This window comes from Rhodopirellula maiorica SM1 (assembly GCF_000346295.1).
Lineage (GTDB): Bacteria > Planctomycetota > Planctomycetia > Pirellulales > Pirellulaceae > Novipirellula > Novipirellula maiorica.
In genome coordinates, this window is record NZ_ANOG01000596.1 from 1 (window position 1) to 17,686 (window position 17,686).

Consider the following 17,686-nt stretch of genomic DNA (forward strand, 5'->3'; position numbering starts at 1 on the left):
TCTACGAGGCCTGTGCTGACCAAATAAACGAAGAACTAGGAAAATGGCTCGATTCATTCGGCGAGGATTTTTTCCCTACCGAAATCACAAGCCAAGAATAAATAGGTGACAAAATGCTGAAGATTTGCTTAGCAAGCGATCACCGTGGTGTTCATATCAAAGCAAAATTGATGCAATCCCTTGCAGCTGCCGGATTTGCCGTTAGCGATGAGGGAACCAATAGTGATACAGCCTGTGACTACCCTGACCTCGCCCGGCTAGTGGCCCAGAAAGTCAGCGACGGCGAAGCGGATCGAGGTATCTTGATTTGCGGGACGGGGATCGGCATGGCGATTACCGCTAACAAATTTTTGGGCGTCCGTGCCGCTTCGTGTTATGACGAAGTGCTGATTGAAATGAGTCGACGACACAACGATGTCAACGTGCTCTGTTTGCCAGGCGATTTGATTGGCGAACGTCCGATCGACGATCTCGTCCTGCTGTGGCTCAAGACCGAATTTGATGGCGGTCGTCATAACAAACGAGTCCAGAAAATTTGCTCGATCGAAAAAGCCAATCTTCGCTGTGATTCCGCTGCGGCGGAAACACCTGAACCCAGCTCGGGTTCTAAAGGACCGCAGCGCTGATGAATTGGTCCAATCTGATTGGTCACCAGCAAATCGAAGCTTGGTTTGCCAACGCGATCCGCAAAGGCCGATTGACGGGCAGCTTCCTGTTTGTCGGCCAACCGGGCGTGGGCAAGCGAACGACGGCCAATCTGCTGGCCCAAACGCTGCTGTGCGAACGAAACGATCCCGCCGAGATGAACCCCTGCGGTGATTGCGAAGGCTGTGTCCAAGTCGCTGCCAAAACGCATCCCGATGTCACGCGTGTGGGCAAACCGAGTGACAAGTCGTTCATTCCGTTGGAATTGCTGATCGGTCCGCCGGATGCGCGAATGCAAGAAGGATTTTGTCGCGATGTACGGCTGCGTCCGATGCGAGGCCGTCGGCGTGTGGCAATCATCGAAGACGCCGATTTTCTAAACGAAGAAGGGGCGAATTGTTTGCTGAAAACGCTCGAAGAGCCTTCGTCCAATGCGGTCATCTTGTTGATCGGGACCAGCGAACAGAGGCAACTGCCCACCATTCGATCACGCTGCCGTGTGATCCGATTTGGGTCACCTCGCGGTGAAAATGCCGTGCGATTGATGCGCGATGTCCACGCGATCGAAGCGTCCGACGAACAGATTGCCGATGCCGTCGAGATCGCCGGCGGTGATATGCACGTTGCAGTTCGTTTGTTGAGCGGGGAAGCCGATAAATTACGCGATGCACTGCGAAGCCAATTCGGCTCGAAAACCCCAGATCCAGTCGCACTGTGCCGGATCATCAATGCCCACGTCGAGCAGTCTGGCAAAGAAGCATCAAAACGGCGTGCGGCGATGCGGGACGTGTTTTCGTTTGCGGTTCAGCATTATCGCCAACAACTTCGACAGGCGTTTGACAATCGGTTGGCAACGCTGCACTCACTGAATCGACTCGACCGTTCGATTCGCGCGTTGCGAGAAGTCGATCGCAGTGCAAACCAAAGCACTTTGATCGAATGTTATTCCGCCGACATCTCGGCCGCCACGACGGGCGACCGAGGCGAAATCGGATAACGGCTTGTTGATTTTATCCAAGTTCAAATCGCAACGTTCAAACCGCAACGTTGAGCCATGGGCCGCAAGGCTAATGCCCTCTACTTTGGCACTAGCCGGATGGTTTTTATAGCGGAGCGGCGGGGGGCCGCCCGGTCTAAATCGAACGCTTCACTCGCTGCAACCGGGCGGCTCGCGCCGCACCGCTACGCAAAACCGGGCGGCCCCGCGCCGTGCCGCTACGCAAAGTAGATGACATTGGGCGTGGGGCACCGGGGCGCGCGTGGGACCCGGCCGCTGACCAGAACGTCCGGCTTAGGGTGACTCTAACAACTCGCATTCGTTCTTTTTTAAGGCCGGAGGCCGGTACAATTCATGCCGGTGGTGTTAACCACCGGTTTGGAATGCAGCAAATCCAAGGCCGGACGTTCTTTGACGCGTCGCGGCTCAATAAGTCAACTAGTCGATCACGGTGGTTGCCGCGTGCCACGCAGGCGGATCGCAAAACGATCAACGCAGACCACATGCTTTCTGAGCACGCGACAACACACCGGAGGCAACTTCACGCGCTCGTGCGGCGCCGTCGCGAAGCGTTTCGTGGACGTAGTCCAGGTTTGCTTCGAGTTCCTCGCGACGCGATCTCGCTTCGGCAAAGTAGGTTTCGCTTGCTTCGGCAACCGCCTTTTTGACATCGCCGTAACCGAACCCGCCTCGGCGATACATCGCTGCCATCGTTTCGACATCTTCGGGCGACGCGAACAGTCGGTACAGCTGGAACAAATGGTCGCCCTCGGGCTCTTTAGGATCTTCCATCGCCCGGCTGTCGGTGGTGATTCGCATGATTTGTTTGCGAATTTGTTTGACGTTACCAAACAGCGGCAGTGTGTTGTTGTAACTCTTGCTCATCTTTTCGCCATCGGTTCCAGGGACCTTGGCGCTATGGTCGAGCGTTTTGGCTTTAGGCAATTTAAAGGTTTCGCCAAACGTGTGGTTGAAACTGCCTGCCAAATCACGAGCGACTTCGATGTGTTGGATTTGATCCTGGCCCACGGGAACGACTTCGGAATCGTAGATCAAGATGTCGGCAGCCATCAGCACGGGATAGGTGAATAGCCCCGCGTCGGCGTTGAGCCCCTTCTCTTTTTTGTCTTTGTAGGCGTGGCACCGCTCGAGCAGTCCCATTGGCGTGCCGGTCATCAGCAACCAAGTCAACTCGCTGACCTCGGGGACTTGTGACTGGACAAACAGCGTCGCCTTTTTCGGGTCTAATCCGAGCGCCATCAGGTCGAGTGCCGCGTCGAGCGTGTATTGTTTCAGCGCTTTCGCGTCACGCACTGTGGTCAGCGCGTGCATGTCGGCGATGAAATAAAATCCATCGTTGTCTTCTTGCAGGTCGATATATTGACGAATCGCACCAAAAAAAATTGCCCCAGTGAGGTCGTCCGGTGGGTTGGATACCAGAGAGAACACGCATGCAAAAAAACCTTCAAGAAAACGATACGAGAGACAGAGCGACACACTGAAAACAAACTCAGTGTGCCGTCTTTATACGATGGACGTGATGATCCGTCGCGAGGTGATCCAAGATTGCTAAAAGGGGACTTCTCGGGAAACGCCACCAAAAAACTCTCGTTCCCAGGCTCCTGCCTGGGAACGCACCGCTTTGGAGGCTCCCGCCTCGTCTCTGCACGCTCGGCCGGCGGCAGCCCAATGCCATCTACTTTGGTAAACATTGGGGGACTCAAGTAGTGGGATTCGCCAGAATTCCCATCTTTGCTGTTGAAACACCAGGAACTCTGGCGAGTCCCACTACGAAAGTAGATGGCATTGGGCGGGAGCCTGCAATCCATCGGGTTCCCAGGCTGGAGCCCGGGAACCAGTGGTGGCGATCGCCGAGAAGTGTCCAAAAAAGTAGCCATCTAAGTCTGCGTCAGCTTGCCGCAGCCGATTCGGATGTCGACGACGCAGTACCCGCAATCGGTGCTTCGAGGACGCCGCGACAGCGTTGCCACATCAGCACGCCTTCGAGCACCATCCAAGCTTGCAGGCCTAGAATCCCAAATCCAAACAGCGTCAGTGTCCATTTTTCTTGCGGGATCCAGTTATAAACCAAGTCATACGTCATTCCCCATGCCGGCATGATCAACATGATGATCATCGGAATCGCCACAAACGCAAACGGCTTCGATCGTCGAGCGAGGTAGAAAACGGCGACCATCAGGGCCAATCCCGCCAGCAGTTGATTGGTCGCTCCGAACAGCGGCCACAACACCATCCCGCCTGTTCCTGGTTTGTCGCCAACCCCAAGCGCGATGACGGCGGCAACGACAACGGCGATCCCCGTCGCCGCGTATTTATTGGTCATCGGTTTGAGATGCACGCTTTCGCCCAGTTCTTGTAAGACATAACGCTGCAATCGTGTCGCGGTATCGAGCGTGGTTGCCGCAAAACTAGCGACAAGCACCGCCATGATCGCGACGGCTAATTTTAATGGCAGTCCGATGGTGGCCAAGAAATTAGCACCTCCGTCGATAAACGCGGCCAATTTCTGCGGCAATTTGTGGTCGGCCCAACCGCCCGGCGATCCATCGGCTTTCGTCGCCCGGTAATACATTTTCCAAGCCGCGTTGCCGGTCACGACGGTGCCATCGGCGGCCAACACGTTGGCGTATTCGCCGATTCCATTGACCTCGGTTCGTTCGACTCGCCCCATCCCGACTCCGGCACAACACGCCAAAATCACCAGCACCGCCAAGGCGCCTTCGAGCAACATCGCGCCATAACCAACCGCTTGCGCATCGGTTTCGCAATCGATTTGTTTGCTGGTCGTTCCGCTGCTGACCAAACAATGGAATCCGCTGCATGCACCACACGCGATTGTGATGAACAAGAAAGGCAGGATGGGGGGCGCATCAGCGGGGACATTCTCGGCCTTGGCAATCGCGGGAGCCGACGCCATCAAGTCGGCGTGTCCCGATACCGAGGCGACTCCTAATCCGATCACCAAAAGTGCCAGTGCCACATACAGTTGGTGGCTGTTGATGTAATCGCGAGGTTGCAGCAGTAACCAAACCGGCAGCACCGACGCGGCGAACGCATAGACCAACAAAATCAAGGTCCAAACGACCACGGGGGTGAAGAATCCGGTGCTGTTCTCGGGCAGTGAAATTGGCATGTAGTACGCGCCGAAGTAAACCGCACCGTACAGCATCAGCAATCCAAACACGCTAGGGCCGAGCAATCCGCCCCCTTTTTTGTAAACCCAAATTCCGATTCCGACCGCCACCGGCATCGCGATCCAAACGCTCAATACCGATTCGGGGTAGATCGCAAAGATAATGGCAATCACCAAGCCAAAGACCGCCAAGACGACCGACAACGCCAGTGCCAAAACGGCCAGGAACAGCACTTTCGCTCGCGGCGTGATCAACCGACCTGCGACTTCACCAATGGTTTGTCCTTTGTTGCGAAGCGAGATGACAAGCGCCGCCATATCGTGAACACCCCCGATCAAGATCGATCCCAACACGACCCACAACAGAGCCGGCAACCATCCCCAAAACACAGCCAACGCTGGGCCCACAATCGGACCGGTGCCCGCAATACTGGTGAAGTGATGTCCAAAAATTACCGAGCGACGCGTGGGGACAAAGTCGACATTGTCGCGAAGCTCGTGACTCGGCACGACCGCTTCGGGGCTCAACTGAAACAAACGCCGCGCCAACCAGCGGCCGTAGGTGTTGTAGGCGACGATGAAACCGATCATCGACGCCAAGGCCACAATCAAAGTGCTCATGGAAAATAACGATCTAAACAAAAGGTAGGGGGGAGCGAAAAACGCTTGGAATTTGAGGCTCGTCGGTGGCACGGTTCGTAACTCAGGGCACTGACGACGCTCGGAGGGATCTGTAAAACAGACTCGCACGGTTGACGGTGTTTCGTGTTCACCGTCATTCGTGTATACCGCCCGTAGTATAGGACGATTTTCACCCTATAATACCGTGGTCAACTCTCAAAATCTTTCCTTTAATGCAACCAAATCCGGGAGCCGCACAAGCGTGAGCGACAAAATAGAGAAGACAATTATCATTGGAAGTGGGCCTGCGGGATGGTCCGCAGCAATTTATGCAGCTCGCGCGAACCTGAATCCGGTCGTCTATGAAGGCACCGTGCGTCCGGAAATGATCCCATTGGGGCAGTTGGCGTTTACCACGGAAGTCGAAAATTACGCAGGTTTCCCAGCCGGAAACGTCCGCGCCTTCGTTGAATCCGCGGTCGACAAGGATCGTCACTGGAATTTGCCGATGCCGCCTGCGGGGCACGAAAAAGATGGCCAGCCGCATTATGCCGTCCAGGGCGTCGAGTTGATGGAGCTGATGAAGCAGCAAGCACTCAACTTCGGCACCCGAGTCGTCAGCGACGATATCGAAAGCGTCGACTTTTCCGGCGACGTCCATGTGCTGAAACCTGCCAATGGTGAACCGGTCAAAGCAAAAACGGTGATCATTGCCACGGGCGCGCGAGCCAATTACCTCGGCTTGGATACCGAAGAAGCTTACAAGAACAAAGGCGTCAGCGCCTGTGCGGTTTGTGACGGTGCGTTACCGATCTATCGCGCCAAACCGCTCGCGGTCGTCGGCGGGGGTGACTCGGCGGTCGAAGAAGCGACTTATCTTGCGAATCTGAAGAACGCCGCGACGATTTATATGATCGTTCGTCGTGACGAAATGCGGGCATCCAAAGTGATGCAGAATCGCGCGCTGAATCATCCAAAGATCGAAATGAAGTGGAACAGCGTTGTCGATGAAGTCTACGGCGACGAGAAAATTGTTACCGGAATCAAGCTGAAAAGCACGGTCGATGGCTCGATCAGCGATTTGCCTGTCGGTGGCATGTTCGTCGCGATTGGGCACACGCCGAACACCAAGTTTTTAAATGGTGCGGTCGAGACCAACAGCAGCGGTTATATTCGTTGGACAAAAACTTTTCGCACGAACACCACTGTGAAGGGCGTTTTTGCTGCAGGCGACGTCGCGGACGATTATTATCGACAAGCGATCACGTCTGCGGGGACCGGCTGTATGGCCGCCCTGGATGCCGAACGCTACCTCGCGGAACTCGAAGCGTAAACTGATTTATTTCGCCACCGTCGCAGGCTCTTTGTAGTGTGCGGTGGCGCGAAGGCGACGCTTCGTAATTGTGACGCTTCGTAATTGTGACGCTTCGTAATTGTGGCGTTTTGCAAAACAGTACGACGCAGCCGATCATCGCTGCGTCGGTCATTCCCCCTGCCGATTCTTCTCTTGCTTCTTCATCCCCACACCCACCTCTGCCCTAGAAAGTCTTGCCATGTCAGCAGCCGAAACCGAACAAACAACTCTTGGGAACGAAAAAGTTCAAGCCGACCGCGAGTTGCTTCGCCAGGCACAAGCGGATGGCAAGGTGCTGGGGGCTTATATTCGGTTATCGGGGCCCGGTTGGTTGCAAAGTGCGATCACGCTGGGCGGCGGTTCGTTGGCCGGATCGCTGTTTCTAGGTGTGCTTGGTGGCTACAGCATGCTGTGGTTGCAATTGGTTGCAATCGTACTGGGCGTCGTGATGTTATCGGCGATCAGCTACGTCACACTGAGCACCGGACGTCGTCCATTCGAGGCGATCAATAGCGAAATCAACCCGGCGCTTGGTTGGGGATGGATCGTGGCAACGATCATGGCCAACATGATTTTCTGTATGCCCCAGTTCAGTCTCTGTTACGACGCGTTGGATCGAAATCTATCGACGCTCGGTGGCGGCGATGGCTTGGGCGGCGGTGCGGCGACCAAATGGGGAATCACCATCGCATTGTTCTTGGCAGCCGGATTTGTTGTCTTGCTGAACACTCGGCAAGGCAAAGCGGCAAAGTTCTTTGACTTGTTCCTCAAAGCCTTGATCGGCATGGTGGTGATCTGCTTTGTCGGCGTTGCCGTGTTGCTGTTTAGCAGCGGCGAGCTCGATTTCAGCACAATTCTGGCCGGTTTTATTCCCGATCTGGGCCAGTTTGTTCATCCGGCGGGCGACCTGCACGGGTTGGTCGAAGGGTTGTCGCCTGAGGGAGAAGCATTTTGGACGCATCAATTGATGGGGACACAGCGGAGTGTAATGATCTCGGCGATTGCGACCGCGGTGGGGATCAACATGACCTTCTTACTGCCCTATTCGATGCTGGCTCGTGGTTGGGACAAACCCTTTCGCGGACTCGCTCGTTTTGACTTGTCCACAGGCATGGCGATCCCGTTTGTGTTGGTGACCAGCTGTGTTGTGATCGCCGCCGCGGCATCGTTTCATAACAAGATTGATCCACAATTGGCGTCAACCAACCTTGCCGAGATGGAGCAATCGCCGACGTTTGGTGCGGTCAAATCAAGCCTGCTTGCTCGCGTCGACGCCGAACTTGGCAATGCCGCAGCGACGACCGACGAAGCAACAAAATTAGAAATGGTTGCACAGTTGCCTGAAGAAGAAAAACGAATCGCATCGGCGCTGATCAAGCGTGACGCGTTTCAGTTGTCACGAACATTGGCACCGCTATTGGGCGGCAGCAAAGCGAAGCTCGTTTTCGGGCTCGGTGTGTTTGGGATGGGATTCTCGACAATCATTATCCTGATGTTGATCAATGGCTATGCGTTTCAAGAGTTGTGTGGCCGTCCCGGCAGCAGCGGAGTGTTCGTCACCGGTGTGTTGGTCGCTGGGATCTCAGGCGCCAGCTGGGTGTGGTTGTGGACTGACGATCAGACGCGATTTTGGCTGGCGATTTTTGCCAGTACGTTTGCAGTGATGTTGTTGCCGATTGCCTATATCACGTTCTTTTTGATGATGAACAGCCGGCGAATCCTAGGCGATGACAAACCGACCGGCGGCCGGATGGCGGCATGGAACGTGATGATGATTTTGGCAGTGGTTGGTGCCGTGGCGGCGGCTGGAACGGCGATGTACGACAAGGCGATGGACAAACAGAACCCGATCTCGTTTTATGTGGTGATTGGGATCTTGATCGTTTACTCGGCAGCGGTCGTGATCGGATTTGCCTTCCGAAAACCGTCCAAAACCGCTGCGGAACAATAAAGTAACTTGCGAAAAAGTAACTTGCGAATGTGGCGTTGCAGGAAAGAATGAGGGTTGGGCGTCGTGGACGAGGCAACGAGTTCATGACAAATAACGAGTCCATTGCGATAAACGAGTCCTTGGCAAAAAACGGGGACTCGTCGTCTCGTCCACTACCTGAAATGTTTGAATCGGACGCCACTTACCGCTCCCCTTTGTAAAAGCTTCAAATCAAAAGGATTGACGATGCAAGACAACTGGATTCGTGTCGCCGAGGCTCGCAAAGCCGAAGCGGCGGGCCGCGATTGTGAAGTTCGCGGCTGGGTTCGTACGCGTCGCGACAGCAAAGGGGGCTTTAGTTTCATCGAAGTCAACGATGGCAGTTGCCTTGGCAATATTCAAATCGTCGCCCCCGGAGAACTGGACAACTACGCCGACGAAGTTCAGAAATTGACGGCGGGTTGCAGCGTCGTGGTGGCCGGAAAACTAGTCGAGTCGCCTGCCAAAGGGCAAGCGACCGAGTTGCAGGCGACTTCGGTCCGAGTGCTTGGTTGGGCCGACCCCGAAAACTATCCGCTGCAGAAGAAACGTCACTCGTTTGAAAAGCTGCGTGAATGGTCGCATCTGCGAACTCGCACCAACACGCTCAGCGCGGTGATGCGGACGCGAAATCAAATCAGCCAATCAATTCACAATTTCTTTCACGAAAACGGCTTCTTTTACACTCACACGCCGATCATCACGGCAAGTGATTGCGAAGGTGCTGGCGAGATGTTTCGTGTCACGACGCTCGACTTGGACATGCTGGCGAAATCGGGCGGTCCGGTGAAATTCGAATACGACTTTTTCGAAAAACCGGCCTACTTGACCGTCAGCGGGCAACTGAACGGCGAAACCTACGCCACCGCACTCGGACGCATCTACACGTTTGGTCCGACATTCCGCGCCGAAAACAGCAATACCAGCCGGCATCTTGCCGAGTTTTGGATGGTGGAACCCGAAGCGGCCTTTTTCGATTTGGCCGATGACATGCGATTGGCCGAAGATTTTTTGAAGCGAATCTTTACTGATTGCTTGAATCATTGCGACGAGGATATGCAGTTCTTTAACCAGCGGATCCAGCCGGGCGTGATCGATCAGATTCGTTCGGTCGTCGAACGTCCATTCGCTCACATGACTTATACCGAAGCGATCAAGATTCTCGAAACGTGTGACGCAAAATTTGACTATCCGATTTCATGGGGCACGGACTTACAAGCCGAGCATGAACGCTATTTGACCGAAGAACATGTCAAAGGCCCGGTGATCCTGACCGATTATCCGTCGTCGATCAAACCGTTTTACATGCGAGTCAGCGACGATGGTAAAACAGTCGCGGCGATGGATGTACTGGTTCCAGGCGTGGGCGAGATCATCGGCGGCAGCCAACGCGAAGAACGGCTCGACGTGTTGACGTCGCGAATGGATGCAGCGGGGCTGAACCAAGAGGATTACTGGTGGTACATCGATTTGCGTCGCTTTGGCACCGTGCCGCACGCGGGCTTTGGATTAGGACTCGAACGAGCGGTGCAGTACGTCACCGGGATGTCCAACATTCGTGACGTGATTCCGTTCCCCCGCACCCCCGGCAATGCTGACTTCTAATGAGCACCGGCCGATTGGCACCGTCCCCGACCGGAGCTCAGCACTTAGGAAATGCTCGTACCTATTTGCTCGCCTACTGGTCCGCTCGCAGCACCGGCAAAAAATTAATCTTGCGAATCGAGGATATCGATTCGCCTCGTGTTAAACCGTGGGCGATCGGGCAAGCGATCGACGATTTGCAATGGTTAGGGATCGATTGGGACGAAGGCCCCGATGTCGGTGGTCCGCATTCGCCCTACATCCAAACCGAACGTCAAGCATTGTACGCCGATGCGCTCGAGCGATTGATCGCTGCGAATCGCGTCTTTCCTTGCAACTGTTCGCGGCAAGATATCGCCGAGGCGGGGTCGGCACCTCATTTCGAGCATGAAGGAAACATCTATCCCGGGACCTGCGCGAGTTGGCAGAACGGCGATCCACTTCCCGAGGCGGGGACGTTTTCTTGGCGGTTCCGCGTCAAAGATCATACGGTTTCGATCGACGATCTCGTGCTTGGAAAAAACAGCTGCAATCCGGCGGCACATCTCGGTGCGTTTCCGATCACGCAAAAGAATGGTAGCTACTCCTATCATCTGGCTTGTGTTGTCGACGATGCTGCGATGGGGGTGAGCGAGGTTGTCCGTGGCGACGATTTGCTGCCTAGTGCGTTTCGGCACATGGAACTCGCCGATGCACTCGGGCTGTCGCGGTCACAGTATGCTCATGTCCCGTTGATCAAAGGCCCTGATGGCCGTCGATTGGCCAAACGTCATGGTGACACGCGGTTGAGTCTGTATCGGGAACAAGGCGTTGATCCAGAAACCATCGTCGGCTGGGCCGCGCACACCGCAGGACTGACCGACGCCGCAACGCCACAGCCTGCCCGCGACATCATCCCGCTGTTTTCCTGGGCGAAAATCAATCGCAACGCGATCACCGTCCACGAGGAACAAACCACAGCCTGGATCCGCGATTGACACAGGAGCGAAATCAGCCAACGGCAGCAACACCTGACACCGAATCGCTGAAGCGGTCTTCGTTTTGTTCTCACTCTCGATCCTACTGCCATTCTTTGCTGGCTCACTCGGGGGCAAAGTGGTTGGGCCGACGTGAGCAAGTTTGAGAGCGACTCGCTTGTCGTTTAGTCAACCCAAACGACGTCTGACCCGAATGGCACTCCCTTTTGATTTAACAAGCGTAGAGGTTGGTCCCATTCGGCCATCACTTGATCCACCTTCTCGGTTCTGAATGCGACTGCGATAGTGTGTCCACCGGCAATATTGCTTCGGACCGGGTCGAATGCCGCGGCTTTCTCTCCCTCGGCATCTTTAATTCTGATTGTAGAAATCAGCGAATCGGTAACTTCGGTCAACACATCCGATTCGTCGATACGATCGGTGATTAACTCGCCAGACGCCGCTGAAGGTCGAACGAGCTGCAATCGGTTGATGACTTGAAGGGCATCGAGTGCAGAAATGCGTCCGTCGGCGTTGACATCGTAAAATCGCCCCGTCGATCCAACCGCTTCGCCTGAAGCACCGCCCTGGCGACCGAGTTGATTAATGACCATCAATGCATCCAACGATGTCGTTTCACCGTTGCCGTTGACATCCGTGCGCTGAATAATGTTCGTTCGCACCGTTTGCACGAGTGCACCAAAACCCGCGGATGATCCGATCCTGAAAATACGTCGGTCGACATCTCTGTTAAACATTAACGCGTATAGACTTCCCGCTTGAAGTCGCGCGGTCAACACGCCCTGACTGTCGACTGCTATTGGATTTAAGTTCTCATCAAACAATCCGACGTTTGGAACTCCATTTACGGCAACACTTGCAACATGACCTACCGAAAGAGTCGTATCGAAAACAGCTCCAAAGATTACGGTTGAACTAAAACCGTCTCCGGGAACAACCAATGGGCCCTCGACAAGTGGTGGGCTAAAGACTCGAGCGTTATCCGTTGGAATGGCTTCGTCGTCATCCACGATGGTTATTGTATTCGAGGACTGACTGCCGAGATCCGCCCCCGTGGGCGTTCCAAGTTCAAGAACAACGGTTTCAGCCAGTTCGACTTCCGCATCATCGATGATCGCCACGGAGAGGTTGCCGGACGTCGCACCTGCGGCAATCGTAATGGGGCTTGGTGTAATTGTGAAATCCCCACCAATCGCCGCCGTGCCAGAAACCGCGAATGGAATCGACACATCCGTATCACTTACCGCCGAAAGAGTTGCGGTTAGTGTGATATTGCCCGCATCTTCGTCGACGGTTTGGTTACTCGTCGAAATTGAAACGGTTGGCAGTGGGGGCGTGTCGGCCACACGAATGATGAGGTCACCGAAATCGGTGAGCGGTTCAAAAGCGAGCCCGCCTTTCCCGATAACGAGGACACCAGTAGAAGACTGAGGTGACTGAAATGGATCCACTGTGACCTTGTAGTCACCCGTCGCCGACGGAGCCGTCACATCAAATGTGCCAAGCGTCAACACAGGAGGAACCGAGACAGCGGCATTGATGGAGAAACTTACTAATAACACGCGATCCAAATCAAGGTTTAAATCAGTGTCGGAACCTGTAAAGATATTTGGATCGAGTTGCGACTGAAAATTGTCCAGCACGACGCTTGAGTCCGTTCCGTTAAAATCCATTCCAAAAGCGAACAGTGGGTCGTCGGCGGAAGTGACCTGAGCGGAAATGTTGATCTTTGTGTCAGGTGCAACCGTCAGCACCGTTATTCCATCTATCTCTTCGCGTTGAACCCCGATCGAATCAGACGGAACGAAGTCATACGCTGCCAGCAAGCGTCGATCTTCAAGCCGTTCGGTGAACAAACGACGTCGTGGATTTTTCCGGCGACGCTCTTGGTTTCGACGCGTCATCATGCGTATCCTCTCGTCGTATGCCGAATCCGTGAAATTGATCGCGAGCGAGCGGCCCTGTCGTGCGCCCCTGTGCAGTTCACGCCATCTATCTAATGCCCCATTTTAGCTCTTGTAACGAGTGTCTTGATACCTAATTCCAGAAACATTTGCGGTGGACAAAATTCAATGCTTTTCCGGTTTCTGCTTTGCTAACTGCTTGTTTTTAGGTCGTTTCTGAAGTCACAGGGTGAACTCGAGTCCAATGTGTCTGGCGATCGACTCGAACTAGGTTTCATGACCGTGGGGCGAACCACGTTTGACACCTAAGCGAAGGTTTTAATTTCGTCGTCACGGAGTGATTCATTCGGCATAACGACAAGCGGTCAAAAGATGTCAACGGTGTGACATCAACTAGTACGAAAGGGGACGACTATCGCATCGACTCCGTCTGTCAGCCAGGATCCGTTCAAAGGCCTCGTCAATCGACAAGCTTCCCTGTCAGGCCCACGCTCGCGAAGTGCAGAACCGCAGACCGTACAGTTCGTTTGGAATGGAGTGAGGGTAGCCGACGGGGGTGTGCAAAAACGGGTCGCGCTAACCGGGAATCTTAGCTTGGACATGCTGACGGTCAACGCAAGTGATGGCTTGCCATTGGACAGTCTCGCGAGATTCATTTTTTTCCACTAGGGCCGCCGCTGCCCGGATATGAAGCACCTGTATCCGAAACAGTGAAGCCAACGGGTGATTCCATCTAGATTGCAAGTCAACAAGGATCGAGCAGTGAAACGACTTTGGCCGACGACTCAAAGACATTTCGAACGTGGACCGACCGGTCGGGCAAGCAGATCATGGCGACTTCGAGATAATCGCCACGAAGTCGAGCTATCGGAAGCCAGACGCAATCCAGCACGTGATGCATCGGCTCGCATTGATGTCGTATTTCCGTAGCAAGTGCAAGAGGTGGGACCTGAACGTTTTTGGGTCTGTTCCGTCGACTGTGCGATACGTCGAACCGAGTGGATCTTTGCACGACTTCTAAGACCTTGCCGTCCTTTAGTCTACGAGGATTCAGCGCTGCTCTGGCGAATTCGCTGCCATGCTGGGCATTTTTCTGCGGCAAGCGATTGACGCTCAGTCCTTGTTTGACCGCCAAAATGCGGTGAAAACGCCGCTTCTTGTCGTCGGAGGTGTTTGCTGGACACCCTGACGGGCGGTGTCTATAATCTTCCGTTAGCCCCTCGGTTCCTGCCGCCATTCATGCCCAGAGCTTCCCGAATCCACGCAAATGCTCGCGTGGTACCTAAAACGAATCGGAACACCAGATTCTGACTGACGATTTATCAATCCCATTTGCTTGAGCACTTGTTTGATCATCGTATTCGAAAATATGCAGTGAGGATAATACCAGCGGATGTACATGCCGTTATCTCGAGCAATACAGGGTTGATCCAATATTTCTCAAATTCATTGATTTGCTTCCTGACGTAACGAAGGCAACCTATGTTTAGCCAGAAGTTCTTGAGTTCATCAAAGTCTCGAAAACGTATTGGATCGAAAAGGTCTGATCGAGTTACACGACGTCGCGACCGATGGAGGGCCTATCGCTTTGAGGCATTGGAAGCCCGCAACCTTTTGGCGACTTTGGTCACGGCAGATATTTCCGCGAACACCACTTGGACCGCGGCCGATAGCCCCTACATCTTGCAGAACAATATCTCGATAACAAACGGAGCTTCGCTGACAATCCAAGACGGTGTCCAAGTTCAAGCAACGAACAGCAATATCACGCTGAATGTTGGCACCGGTACCCAATCAGGAACCCTCAGTTCGGTATCGGCGACCGCGGGCGGAATCGATTTTGAAACCAACGTGGATGTTACCTCATCGGGTGTGGCGGCAATCACAAAAAGCGACTTCATTTCCGGCCAATTGCGTATCAATTCCGGTTCGAATGTTACGTTGATTGACAACACGTTTCACGGCGGTGCGGATCAGGCCACGGTCCCGGTGTGGATTGACCCATCGTTGACGGACAAGTTGGATGGCAACACGTTCACCACCGCGGGAACGTATATTGGGCTGTTCCACGGCACGATCTCGTCGCCACAAACGTGGAAGAAACTGACCAACGTCGATGGCTATCGTCTGTTGGATTTCAACACGAACTTTAATTTCGACGTCAACGACGACGTCATCGTCAATTCGACGTTGACGATTGAAGCGGGCAATACAATCACACGCAATAGCGGTCAAAACAGCATCATCGTCAACGGCACACTCAACGCGTCGGGAACGGCGGGGGCACCCGTGGGCATTGGGCTGGATGTGGTCGCCGCAGCAGGTTCGGCGGTCAATTTCCAACAAGTCGATTCGGGGATCGGGACACTCGATCTATCAGGTGCCGCGACGATCCAGAATACCGATTTTCTTGGTAGCTCTCGTCTTGTCGTCAACAACGGTTCCAATGTTACATTGACGGGCAACACGTTCCACGGCGGTGCGGATCAGAGCTCGGTGCCGGTATGGATTGACCCATCGTTGACGGGCAAGTTGGATGGCAACACGTTCACAACCACCGGAACGTACATTGGGCTGTTCCACGGCACGATCTCGTCGCCACAAACGTGGAAGAAACGGACCAACGTCGATGGCTATCGTCTGTTAGATTTCAACCAGAACTTTAATTTCGACGTCAACGACGACGTCATCGTCAATTCGACGTTGACGATTGAAGCGGGCAATACAATCACACGCAATAGCGGTCAAAACAGCATCATCGTCAACGGCACACTCAACGCGTCGGGAACGGTGGTGTCACCCGTTGGCATAGGGCTGGACGTGATCGCGGCAGCGGGCTCGCTAGTCAATTTCCAACAAGTCGATTCGGGGATCGGGATACTCGATCTATCAGGTGCCGCGACGATCCAGAATACCGATTTTCTTGGTAGCGCTCGTCTCGTCGTCAACGACGGTTCCAATGTTACTTTGACAGGCAACACGTTCCACGGCGGTGCGGATCAGGCTTCGATCCCGGTGTACATCGCCCCTTCGTTGACGGGCAAGTTGGATGGCAACACATTCACCACTGCGGGAACGTACGTAGGACTGCTGGGCGGCACCATCGCAACACCGCTGACTTGGAAAAAACTGAGGAACGTCGATGGCTATCGTCTGCTGGATTTCAATACGAACTTCAATGGCAATGTCAACGACGACGTCATCGTTAACTCGGCATTGACGATCGAAGCGGGTAACACGATTACACGCAATAGCGGTCAAAACACCATCATCGTCAACAGCACGCTCCAGACGGTGGCAAACCGTTTGGAGACGGAAGTGGTTTTCTCGCCAAAATCGACAGGAATTATCCGCGAAAATAGGATCGTCAGTGGTGCCACGATCAGGATCGATTCCGATTCGACTGCGTTGTTTCGAGACAACACGTTTCTTGGTCAGGGGGCGTCGACGGTAATCGGGACGGGCGACACATCCAAAACCATTGATTTGATGGGTAATTTTTGGGGCACGACCGATATTCCCACGATTGAATCTCGTATCCAAGACACCTCGGATCCAACCGTCGGTTCACGCCCCGACATTGACGTCAGCAACCCGGTCGCTTTGAACACCATCAGTGGCACCGTTTGGACGGAGCAAAGCGTCGATGGTATTTACGACTTCACCGAACCGGCCAGAGCAGGCGTCAGAGTCCGGTTGTTCGATGTAGGAAACGATGCGGCCATCGGTGGCGGAGATGACGTCCAAATCGGAGCTGATCAGTTCACCGACAGCGAGGGACGCTATGCGTTTGCGGGACTCGTACCAACCCGTCATTATTACGTCGAAGTTGTCAGACCGACCAACTACGGGTTTACCAGCCCTAATGTAGGGAACGACTTTGCCGATAGTGACGTGGACTCTCATGGACGCACCGCCGTCATTCAGTGGATCGGCGCATTCGATCCATCGTGGGATGTGGGGGTGTATACCAACGAGTTTGAAATTCAAGCCACGTCGGCTGTTTCATTCGAAAACAATAGTGGCACCACACCCTTCACGTTTACCGTTACACGCGACGGTCTACTGACTAGCAGCACCGCGGTGAATTACGCGGTTACCGGCAGCACGATCAATGGTGCTAATGCTGATGATTTCTCAGGCGGCTTTTTGCCGTCGGGCACCGTTACCTTCGCCGCTGGTGAGACAAGTCGATTGATCACGATCGATGTTCTTGGTGATACGACGGTCGAAAGTGATGAAGGTTTCATTGTCACACTCAACTCGCCAAACGACCCCGGCGTTATCAAAACAGCAACCGCCGCCGGCATGATTCGAAACGACGATATCGACGTGTCGATCGAAGCCACGTCGGCGGAAAAATTGGAAGGCAATACCGGAGACACATCGTTCACGTTTACCGTCACACGCAATGGGTTGACGAACATCAGTAGCACGGTGAATTACGCAGTGGAGGGCAGCGCGGTTAATGGAGCAACCGC

Annotated in this window: 9 protein-coding genes and 1 pseudogene; 7 read left to right on the forward strand and 3 right to left on the reverse strand. The window is 54.2% G+C overall.

Translation table 11 applies throughout. The features are described from left to right. Positions 1-113: 113 nt before the first annotated feature. Both rpiB and RMSM_RS19030 read left to right on the forward strand, forming a co-directional pair. Positions 114-626, forward strand: coding sequence for a ribose 5-phosphate isomerase B (gene rpiB, locus RMSM_RS19025; RefSeq protein ID WP_008699791.1), 513 nt, complete (start codon positions 114-116; stop codon positions 624-626). Continuing rightward, positions 626-1,642 carry a DNA polymerase III subunit gene (locus RMSM_RS19030; RefSeq protein ID WP_008699792.1) on the forward strand — a complete coding sequence of 339 codons (1,017 nt, stop codon included), beginning with the start codon at positions 626-628 and terminating at the stop codon, positions 1,640-1,642. The genes rpiB and RMSM_RS19030 overlap by 1 nt, the downstream gene beginning before the upstream one ends. Before the next feature lie 489 nt (positions 1,643-2,131). Here the strand turns inward: RMSM_RS19030 and trpS are convergent. Both trpS and RMSM_RS19040 read right to left on the reverse strand, forming a co-directional pair. Then, positions 2,132-3,095 (reverse strand): annotated as a pseudogene (gene trpS / locus RMSM_RS19035) (tryptophan--tRNA ligase). A 456-nt stretch (positions 3,096-3,551) separates the two neighbouring features. Then, complete coding sequence (locus tag RMSM_RS19040; RefSeq protein ID WP_008699794.1) at positions 3,552-5,417, reverse strand: carbon starvation CstA family protein; 1,866 nt, start codon at positions 5,415-5,417, stop codon at positions 3,552-3,554. A 262-nt stretch (positions 5,418-5,679) separates the two neighbouring features. On the opposite strand from RMSM_RS19040, the gene RMSM_RS19045 reads away from it, so the two are divergent. The 4 genes from RMSM_RS19045 to gluQRS all read left to right on the forward strand — a co-directional run bounded on the left by RMSM_RS19045 (position 5,680) and on the right by gluQRS (position 11,301). Beyond that, positions 5,680-6,750, forward strand: coding sequence for an NAD(P)/FAD-dependent oxidoreductase (locus RMSM_RS19045; protein WP_008699795.1), 1,071 nt, complete (start codon positions 5,680-5,682; stop codon positions 6,748-6,750). 220 nt (positions 6,751-6,970) lie between these two features. Beyond that, on the forward strand, positions 6,971-8,722 hold the full coding sequence (locus RMSM_RS19050) for a divalent metal cation transporter (protein ID WP_008699796.1): 1,752 nt from the start codon (positions 6,971-6,973) through the stop codon (positions 8,720-8,722). A 225-nt stretch (positions 8,723-8,947) separates the two neighbouring features. Further along, positions 8,948-10,345: an asparagine--tRNA ligase gene (gene asnS / locus RMSM_RS19055; protein WP_008699797.1), complete on the forward strand. Its 1,398-nt coding sequence runs from the start codon at positions 8,948-8,950 to the stop codon at positions 10,343-10,345. Beyond that, positions 10,345-11,301 carry a tRNA glutamyl-Q(34) synthetase GluQRS gene (gluQRS, locus tag RMSM_RS19060; protein ID WP_008699798.1) on the forward strand — a complete coding sequence of 319 codons (957 nt, stop codon included), beginning with the start codon at positions 10,345-10,347 and terminating at the stop codon, positions 11,299-11,301. The genes asnS and gluQRS overlap by 1 nt, the downstream gene beginning before the upstream one ends. A 164-nt stretch (positions 11,302-11,465) precedes the next feature. Here the strand turns inward: gluQRS and RMSM_RS19065 are convergent, their stop codons facing one another. Then, on the reverse strand, positions 11,466-13,208 hold the full coding sequence (locus RMSM_RS19065) for a dockerin type I domain-containing protein (RefSeq protein WP_008699800.1): 1,743 nt from the start codon (positions 13,206-13,208) through the stop codon (positions 11,466-11,468). 1,611 nt (positions 13,209-14,819) lie between these two features. Here RMSM_RS19065 and RMSM_RS37120 point away from each other — a divergent pair. Continuing rightward, on the forward strand, positions 14,820-17,686 hold a 2,867-nt coding region (locus RMSM_RS37120; protein WP_201767053.1), incomplete at its 3' end, for a beta strand repeat-containing protein.

Coding starts and splice junctions, on each gene's coding strand:
- rpiB (WP_008699791.1), top strand. CDS start 114: ATGCTGAAGATTTGCTTAGCAAGCGATCACCGTGGTGTTCATATCAAA.
- RMSM_RS19030 (WP_008699792.1), top strand. CDS start 626: ATGAATTGGTCCAATCTGATTGGTCACCAGCAAATCGAAGCTTGGTTT.
- RMSM_RS19040 (WP_008699794.1), bottom strand. CDS start 5,417: ATGAGCACTTTGATTGTGGCCTTGGCGTCGATGATCGGTTTCATCGTC.
- RMSM_RS19050 (WP_008699796.1), top strand. CDS start 6,971: ATGTCAGCAGCCGAAACCGAACAAACAACTCTTGGGAACGAAAAAGTT.
- asnS (WP_008699797.1), top strand. CDS start 8,948: ATGCAAGACAACTGGATTCGTGTCGCCGAGGCTCGCAAAGCCGAAGCG.
- gluQRS (WP_008699798.1), top strand. CDS start 10,345: ATGAGCACCGGCCGATTGGCACCGTCCCCGACCGGAGCTCAGCACTTA.
- RMSM_RS19065 (WP_008699800.1), bottom strand. CDS start 13,208: ATGATGACGCGTCGAAACCAAGAGCGTCGCCGGAAAAATCCACGACGT.